General features: G+C 72.7%; 8 protein-coding genes. 5 read left to right on the top strand and 3 right to left on the bottom strand.

Annotation, left to right across the window (positions count from 1 at the left end):
* Positions 1-439: 439 nt before the first annotated feature.
* Positions 440-1135, bottom strand: coding sequence for a TetR family transcriptional regulator (locus ABZY44_RS37055; protein WP_356661862.1), 696 nt, complete (start codon positions 1133-1135; stop codon positions 440-442).
* Between the two features lie 216 nt (positions 1136-1351).
* Here ABZY44_RS37055 and ABZY44_RS37050 point away from each other — a divergent pair, with 216 nt between their 5' ends.
* The 3 genes from ABZY44_RS37050 (at position 1352) to ABZY44_RS37040 (ending at position 4594) form a co-directional block, all read left to right on the top strand.
* Complete coding sequence (locus ABZY44_RS37050) at positions 1352-2692, top strand: glycosyltransferase family 4 protein (protein ID WP_356661860.1); 1341 nt, start codon at positions 1352-1354, stop codon at positions 2690-2692.
* A gap of 70 nt (positions 2693-2762) precedes the next feature.
* Positions 2763-3509, top strand: coding sequence for a class I SAM-dependent methyltransferase (locus ABZY44_RS37045; RefSeq protein WP_356661858.1), 747 nt, complete (start codon positions 2763-2765; stop codon positions 3507-3509).
* Positions 3506-4594: a prenyltransferase gene (locus ABZY44_RS37040; protein WP_356661856.1), complete on the top strand. Its 1089-nt coding sequence runs from the start codon at positions 3506-3508 to the stop codon at positions 4592-4594. Before ABZY44_RS37045 ends, ABZY44_RS37040 begins: the two co-directional genes overlap by 4 nt.
* 78 nt (positions 4595-4672) lie before the next feature.
* Here ABZY44_RS37040 and ABZY44_RS37035 read toward each other — a convergent pair whose 3' ends face one another.
* Positions 4673-4975, bottom strand: coding sequence for a hypothetical protein (locus tag ABZY44_RS37035; RefSeq protein ID WP_356661854.1), 303 nt, complete (start codon positions 4973-4975; stop codon positions 4673-4675).
* A gap of 168 nt (positions 4976-5143) precedes the next feature.
* Here ABZY44_RS37035 and ABZY44_RS37030 point away from each other — a divergent pair, with 168 nt between their 5' ends.
* Complete coding sequence (locus ABZY44_RS37030) at positions 5144-5749, top strand: hypothetical protein (RefSeq protein ID WP_356661852.1); 606 nt, start codon at positions 5144-5146, stop codon at positions 5747-5749.
* A gap of 57 nt (positions 5750-5806) precedes the next feature.
* Entirely contained in the window at positions 5807-6238 is a 432-nt protein-coding gene (locus ABZY44_RS37025) for a hypothetical protein (RefSeq protein ID WP_356661850.1), read from the top strand.
* A gap of 18 nt (positions 6239-6256) precedes the next feature.
* On the opposite strand, the gene ABZY44_RS37020 is transcribed toward ABZY44_RS37025, so the two are convergent.
* Positions 6257-7267: an LLM class F420-dependent oxidoreductase gene (locus tag ABZY44_RS37020; protein WP_356661848.1), complete on the bottom strand. Its 1011-nt coding sequence runs from the start codon at positions 7265-7267 to the stop codon at positions 6257-6259.
* Between the last annotated feature and the right edge of the window lie 190 nt (positions 7268-7457).

The following is a 7457-nucleotide window of genomic DNA, read 5'->3' as shown; positions in this document are numbered from 1 at the left end:
CAGCAAAGTGCCTGGTGAGCCGGCCAGCAGCCGACGAGCCCCAGTCATGGTCACACTGCACTACCGATGGCACGACCATTAATGCAACGGCATTGGCATCCCCCCTCCGGGGGGATCCCGGGAGTCTTGTGGCATTTCGGGGTGGGCCGGTCGGTCAAGGGTGGCCGCAGGCCATCGCGCAGCGACGCGACCGGAGGGAGCGCCCTTGACGGGGCGGCCCGCACCGGAAGGACGCTGGACTCCCGGGACGCCCCCAGGAACTGTCACCGCACCCGACCCGCCGCGACAAAGCTCACGACACCACCGCCCCCCGTCAACGCCCCCGAGCCCCGACGCCCAGCCCCCCCGACGCCCCCCGGCGCATGCCACCCCCCAGGGCGCAGCCCGGCCTCGCCCTCCGTGCGCCGGGGGCGCGCGGAGCGTGGGTGTTGCGGCGGAATCAGGCCTTTTCGCGGGGCTTCGGGGTGGCCGGGGACGGTGGCGGTGTCGGGGCCGTCAGGTCGATCAGGCGGCAGACCGTCTCGATGTCGATCTTCACCTGGGCGATCGACGCCCGGCCCGACAGCCACGTGATCAGCGCCGAGTGCCAGGTGTGCTCGATCACCCGGACCGCCGAGAGCTGCTCCGCCGTCGGCGGGGCGTCGAGGCCCATCGCGTCCAGGATGATCGCCGTGGTCAGCCGGGACACCGTGTCCACCTCGGGGCTCACGCTGCGGTCCGCGAACGTCAGCGCGCGCACCATCGCGTCCGCCAGGTGCGGTTCCCGCTGCAACGCGCGGAAGGCCCGCATCAGGGTCTCGGCGACCCGGGCCGCGGGCTCTTCGCCGGCGGGCGGGCGCTTGCGCAGCGTGGTGTGCATGTGCTGGAGCTGGTCCTGCATGGTCGCGACGAGCAGGTGCACCTTGGAGGGGAAGTAGCGGTAGAGCGTGCCCAGAGCCACGCTGGAGGACTCGGCCACCTCCCGCATCTGCACGGCGTCGAAGCCGCCGCGGCTGGCAAGCTGCGCACTGGCATGCAGGATCCGCCTGCGGCGGGCCTCCTGGCGCTCCGTCAGGGGCGGGGACGCCGGTGTGGTGACGGCTGCGGCCACGGCTGCGGCCACGGCTGGGGTCACGGCCTTCGATTCGGCTGTCATCTGTCCCGTTCCAAGGCGTTCCCTGTCATTGCGGGGGCTGCTCCGCGCCCAGCATGACAGGCGCTCGAGCCGTGGCGTGAATCACCTGCCACCCCTCTTACGGTGTGGTTTCCGGCCGGTAGATTCAATGGTCTTCAACGGATCAAGTCTGAAACTTGTTCTACATTATGCGAGCGGTTACGCTCCGGCGAAAGTGCAGGGAGAAGGGGGCCGTGAGTGACCGCTGAGGCCATGGTGACGAGCCCTTTCACGGGTTCCGCCGCCGACGACAGCCGCCCGTTGCGGATCGCACTCCTCACCTATAAGGGGAACCCGTTCTGCGGCGGCCAGGGCGTGTACGTCCGCCACCTGTCGCGCGAACTGGTCAAGCTCGGGCACCGCGTCGAGGTCATCGGCGCGCAGCCCTACCCGGTCCTCGACAGCGACGCCCTCACCGGCGCCGGCGCGACCCTCACCGAACTCCCCAGCCTCGACCTCTACCGCAGCCCCGACCCGTTCCGCACCCCGAAGCGCGGCGAGTACCGGGACTGGATCGACGCCGTCGAGGTCGCCACCATGTGGACCGGCGGTTTTCCCGAGCCGCTGACCTTCTCGCTGCGCGCCCGCAGGCACCTCGCCGCGCGGGTCGGCGAGTTCGACGTGATCCACGACAACCAGACCCTCGGCTACGGACTGCTGGGTGACCTCGGCGCGCCCCTGGTGACGACGATCCACCACCCCATCACCGTCGACCGCAAGCTGGACCTGGCCGCCGCCACGGGCCGCAGGAAGCGGGCCTCCGTGCGGCGTTGGTACGGCTTCACCCACATGCAGGGCCGGGTCGCGCGGCGGCTGCCGTCCGTGCTGACCGTCTCCGGTTCCTCCCGCCAGGAGATCGCCGAGCACCTGGGCGTGCGCGACGAGCGCATCCACGTCGTCCACATCGGCGCCGACACCGACCTGTGGTCGCCCGACGCCTCCGTGGCCGAGGTGCCCGGCCGGATCGTGACGACGTCCAGCGCCGACGTCCCGCTCAAGGGCCTCGTCCACCTCGTCGAGGCGCTCGCGAAGCTGCGGACCGAGCAGCCCGACGCCCACCTCGTCGTCGTCGGCAAGCGCGCCGAGCGCGGCCCGGTCGCCCGCGCGATCGAGACGTACGGGCTCCAGGACGCCGTCCGCTTCGTCAAGGGCATCACCGACGCCGAGCTGGTCGACCTCGTCCGCAGCGCCCAGGTCGCCTGCGTGCCCTCCCTCTACGAGGGCTTCTCGCTCCCGGCGGCCGAGTCCATGGCCACCGGGACCCCGCTCGTCGCCACCACCGGCGGTGCGATCCCCGAGGTCGCCGGACCCGACGGCGAGACCTGCCTGGCCGTCCCGCCCGGCGACGCGGGCGCGCTGGCCGCCGCCCTCGGCCGGCTGCTGGAGGATCCCGCGCTGCGCGCCCGGCTCGGCGCCGCCGGCCGCGAGCGTGTACTGGCCCGGTTCACCTGGGCCAAGGCCGCCGAGGGCACCGTCGTGCACTACCGCGCCGCGATCGAGCGGGCCGCGGCGGCCGCCCCCGGCCGCGGCACCCGGTGATCTTCACCGCCCCGACCTTCCGTCCGATGCAGTTCCACCCTCACCCCCGCGACCGCGAAGGCAGGACCACGTGCTGACCGTCGATTTCTCCCGGTTCCCGCTCGCCGCAGGCGACCGCGTACTCGACCTGGGCTGCGGCGCAGGCCGGCACGCCTTCGAGTGCTACCGGCGAGGCGCCCAAGTGGTCGCCCTCGACCGCAACGGCGAGGAGATCCGCGAGGTCGCCAAGTGGTTCGCCGCCATGAAGGAGGCGGGTGAGGCCCCGGCCGGGGCCACTGCCACCGCCATGGAGGGCGACGCCCTCGCGCTGCCCTTCCCCGACGAGTCCTTCGACGTGATCATCATCTCCGAGGTGATGGAGCACATCCCGGACGACAAGGGCGTCCTCGCCGAGATGGTCCGCGTCCTGAAGCCCGGCGGGCGCATCGCCATCACCGTGCCCCGGTACGGCCCCGAGAAGATCTGCTGGGCGCTCAGCGACGCGTACCACGAGGTCGAGGGCGGGCACATCCGCATCTACAAGGGCGAGGAGCTGCTCGGCAAGATGGAGTCCGCCGGCCTCAAGCCCTACGGCACGCACCACGCGCACGGCCTGCACTCGCCGTACTGGTGGCTCAAGTGCGCCTTCGGCGTCGACAACGACAAGGCCCTGCCCGTCAAGGCGTACCACAAGCTCCTGGTCTGGGACATCATGAAGAAGCCGCTGGTCACGCGGCTCGCGGAGCAGGCCCTCAACCCCGTCATCGGCAAGAGCCTGGTCGCGTACGCGACCAAGCCGCACCTCCCCGTCGCCGCGGCCGCGGGCGCCGAGAAGTGAGCTCGCCGGAGCGCACCGCACCCGAGCACCTGGTCCTGGACGGGGTGCTGACGGCCGAGCAGGCCGCCGCCACGGTCGCGGGGATCCTCGCCGCGCAGCGCGCAGACGGGGCCATCCCGTGGTTCCGCGGCCACCACCTCGACCCCTGGGACCACACCGAGGCCGCGATGGCCCTCGACGCGGCGGGCGAACACGAGGCCGCGGAGCGGGCGTACGACTGGCTGGTCCGCCACCAGAACGAGGACGGCTCCTGGTTCGCCGCCTACGCGGACCGCGAGGACGGGGTCGACACCCGCGAGCCGCAGGACGCGAACCTCGAGACCAACTTCGTCGCGTACATAGCCGTCGGCGTCTGGCACCACCACCTGTCCACCGGGGACGACGCCTTCCTCGACCGGATGTGGCCGGCCGTGTACGCGGCCGTGGAGTTCGTCCTGCGCCTCCAGCAGCCGGGCGGCGAGATCGGCTGGAAGCGGGAGCCCTCCGGCGAGGCGGTCGGCGACGCCCTGCTGACCGGGTCCTCCTCCATCCACCAGGCGCTGCGGTGCGCGCTGGCCATCGCCGACCACCGCGGTGAGCCGCAGCCGGACTGGGAACTGGCGGCGGGCGCCCTCGGGCACGCGATACGCCGGCACCCCGAGCGGTTCCTCGACAAGTCCCACTACTCGATGGACTGGTACTACCCGGTCCTGGGCGGCGCGCTGACCGGCGCGGAGGCCACGGCCCGCATCGAGGAGCGGTGGGAGGAGTTCGTCGTACCGGACCTGGGCGTGCGGTGCGTGCTGCCGAACCCTTGGGTGACGGGCGGGGAGTCCTGCGAGCTGGCGCTCGCGCTGTGGGCCACGGGCGAGTCGGACCGGGCGCTGGACATCCTGCGCTCGATCGGCCACCTGCGGGCCGACAACGGCATGTACTGGACCGGGTACGTCTTCCAGGACGGGGCCGTCTGGCCCGTGGAGCAGACCACCTGGACGGCGGGCTCGCTGCTCCTCGCGGTGGCCGCGCTGGGCGGCGACGAGGCCACGGGCGTCGTCTTCGGCGGCCTGACCCTGCCGGTCGGCCTGGAACCGGACTGCTGCGGCTGACCGCCGTCCGTACGGCTCGCGCCGCTCGCGCGAGCCGTACGCACGGGCCGCTCGCGCGGGTCGTACGGGGCGTGCGGCCTAGCGGCGGTAGAGCCGGCCCGCCACCGCGTGGCCGATGAACAGGTAGGCGACGGCCGCGACGCCGTAGCCGATGACCACCTGGACCCATGCGCGGTCGAAGGTGAACAGGTCGTAGGACCAGCCGGCCAGCCAGCTGGCCGCGTCGTGGATGAAGTCCACCAGTGAGTTGGCCTGGTTGGCGTCCAGCAGGTACAGCAGGATCCACAGGGCGATCACGAAGGCCATGGCGTCCGCCAGCAGGGCGACGGCGCGCCCCGCCTGGGTGCTTCCTCGGGCGTGCTCTCGTGTGTGTGTGCGCATGGTCCGCGTGTTGCCGCCGAGGGGGCGGGCAAACCCGAATGGGTCCCCCCAACTGGCGCAGCCCCGGGGCCCGGGCGAGGCTGCGGGGGATTGGCGACATCCAGTCCCCGGAGGAAAGCCGTGTCCCTTCCCACCCGAACCGTTCGTTTCCGCCGCACGCTCACGGCGGTGTTGCTGTCCTGTGCGCTCCTCGGAGGTGCCACCGCCTGCGGCGGCGGCTCGGGCGGTGGTGACACCGCCTCCGGCGGCCAGGTCGACGAGATCTCGGTCGCCATGGCCGCTTTCGCCGAGGCGGACGCCGCGGCCTCGGCCGAGGACGCCGCGGCGGCCGCCGCCACGCCTTCGGCCAGCGCCAGCGCGCAGGAGAAGCAGAAGTTCGCCAAGACGCGCTTCGTGGCCAACGCGGGGCTCGCGGCCGGCGCCACGTACCAGTGGATCGTCAAGCCGTACCGCGCCGGCAAGTTCAAGAAGGGCACCAAGGGCCGTACGTTCGCGCTCGTCAAGGCGGGCCTCGCGGGCGCCTTCGCGTACAACCGGCTGAAGGCGGCGAGCGAGAACGCCAAGGGCGACCCGCTGCTGTCGAAGGCCATGGTCCCGCTGACGGCGGGGATCGAGTCCCTCAAGGGCCTCGGTTCCAAGCTGCGCAAGGGCCAGGCGGGTGACGGCGACATCGGCGCCTTCGAGGGCGTCATCAACGGCGTCAAGGACGCGGGCAAGAGCGCCGGCGCCCCGGTGGTCGACAAGGTCCCGAGCGCGGGACAGCTGACCGGCTGACCGCCTGCCCGTCCGGCCCGCGCCGTCGCCGTACCGCCCCGGCTGGTTCAATGGGGCGTGATCGAGTACGCAGTCCTCGCCGCCGCGGCGGCCGGAACCGGCTGGCTGATGCGCCGCAAGCACCGCCGGCGCCAGGCCGTCGTGCCCGCCCCCGGGATCCCGTGCATGGGCCGGCGGCCCGCGGGCACGGGCCGCTGGCGCAGCGGCCGGGTCCACGCCGACCGGGCCGGGGCCCGCTGGGTGCCAGGCCGCGGGGAGCCCGTACCCCTCGCCGGTTTCCGCGCCACCGGGGTCCGCGTGCCCTCGGTGAAGGAGGGCATCTCCATCAACCCCGGCTCGCGGATCGTGACCTGCGCGCTGCCGGCCCCGGCGGACGCCGGGACGGGCGGGGCCTCCGCGAGCGCCGCCATCGAGATCGCCGTGATGCCGCTCGACCTGCGGGAGCTGCTGGCCGCCCTCGGGCACGAGGAGGGCGCGCAGCCGGCGTAGGTCGGCCTCACCGCGGTCCTAGCCGTTCAGTTCCGCCAGCACCCGCAGCGTGTGCGGGTCGGGGGCGGTCACGAGCAGGTCGGTGACCGGGCCCTTGCGCCACAGCTCGAGCCGTTCCGCGATCCGCTCCCGGGGACCGACCAGGGAGATCTCGTCGGCGAAGGCGTCCGGGACGGCCAGGACGGCCTCCTCCCTGCGCCCGGCCAGGAACAGCTCCTGGATGCGGTGCGCCTCCTCCTCGTAGCCCATGCGGCCCATGAGGTCGGCGTGGAAGTTGCGGGCCGCGTGGCCCATCCCGCCGATGTAGAAGCCGAGCATCGCCTTGACCGGGAGCAGCCCCTCGGCGACGTCGTCGCAGACCTTGGCCCGCGCCATCGGGGCGATCATGAACCCCTCGGGGAGGTCGGCCAGCGAGGCCGCGTAGACGTCGGTGCGCGTCGGCGACCAGTAGAGGGGGAGCCAGCCGTCCGCGATGCGGGTGGTCTGGGCGATGTTCTTGGGGCCCTCCGCGCCGAGCAGGACCGGCAGGTCCGCGCGCAGAGGATGGGTGATGGGCTTGAGCGGCTTGCCGATGCCGGCGCCGTCCGCGCCCCGGTACGGGTGGCTGTGGAAGCGTCCGTCGAGTTCGACGGGTCCTTCGCGGCGCAGCACTTGGCGGATGACGTCCACGTACTCGCGGGTCGCGGTGAGGGGGCTGGAGGGGAAGGGGCGCCCGTACCAGCCCTCGACCACCTGGGGCCCGGACAGGCCGAGGCCGAGCATCATCCGGCCGCCGGACAGGTGGTCCAGGGTCAGGGCCTGCATGGCGGTGGCCGTGGGAGTGCGGGCGGCCATCTGCGCGATGGCGGTGCCGAGGCGGATGCGCGAGGTGTGCGCGGCGATCCAGGTGAGCGGGGTGAAGGCGTCCGAGCCCCAGGCCTCGGCGGTCCACACCGAGTCGTAGCCGAGGTTCTCGGCCTCGGCGGCGAGGTCGAGGTGGGCCGGGTCGGGACCGCGGCCCCAGTAGCCGAGTGCGAGTCCGAGGCGCATGTACGGTCCCCTCCGCGATGCCGGACACGATGCCGGATCAGCCATGTCTGACGATGCGTCAGGTGACTGTAGGCCAACGGCCCCCCACCCGGAAGCTTGAGTTCTAGTGATCGTCGCAACACCCCGATTCGGGGAGTGCGATGGACTTTGAGATCCGGGACCGTTCGGTCAACCGGGGACGCCGTTCGTT

The sequence above is a fragment of the Streptomyces sp. NPDC006544 genome, from assembly GCF_040611715.1.
In the GTDB taxonomy this organism is placed as follows: domain Bacteria; phylum Actinomycetota; class Actinomycetes; order Streptomycetales; family Streptomycetaceae; genus Streptomyces.
The sequence above is the reverse complement of the archived record's forward strand: the minus strand, read 5'-3'. Positions and strand labels throughout refer to the sequence as shown.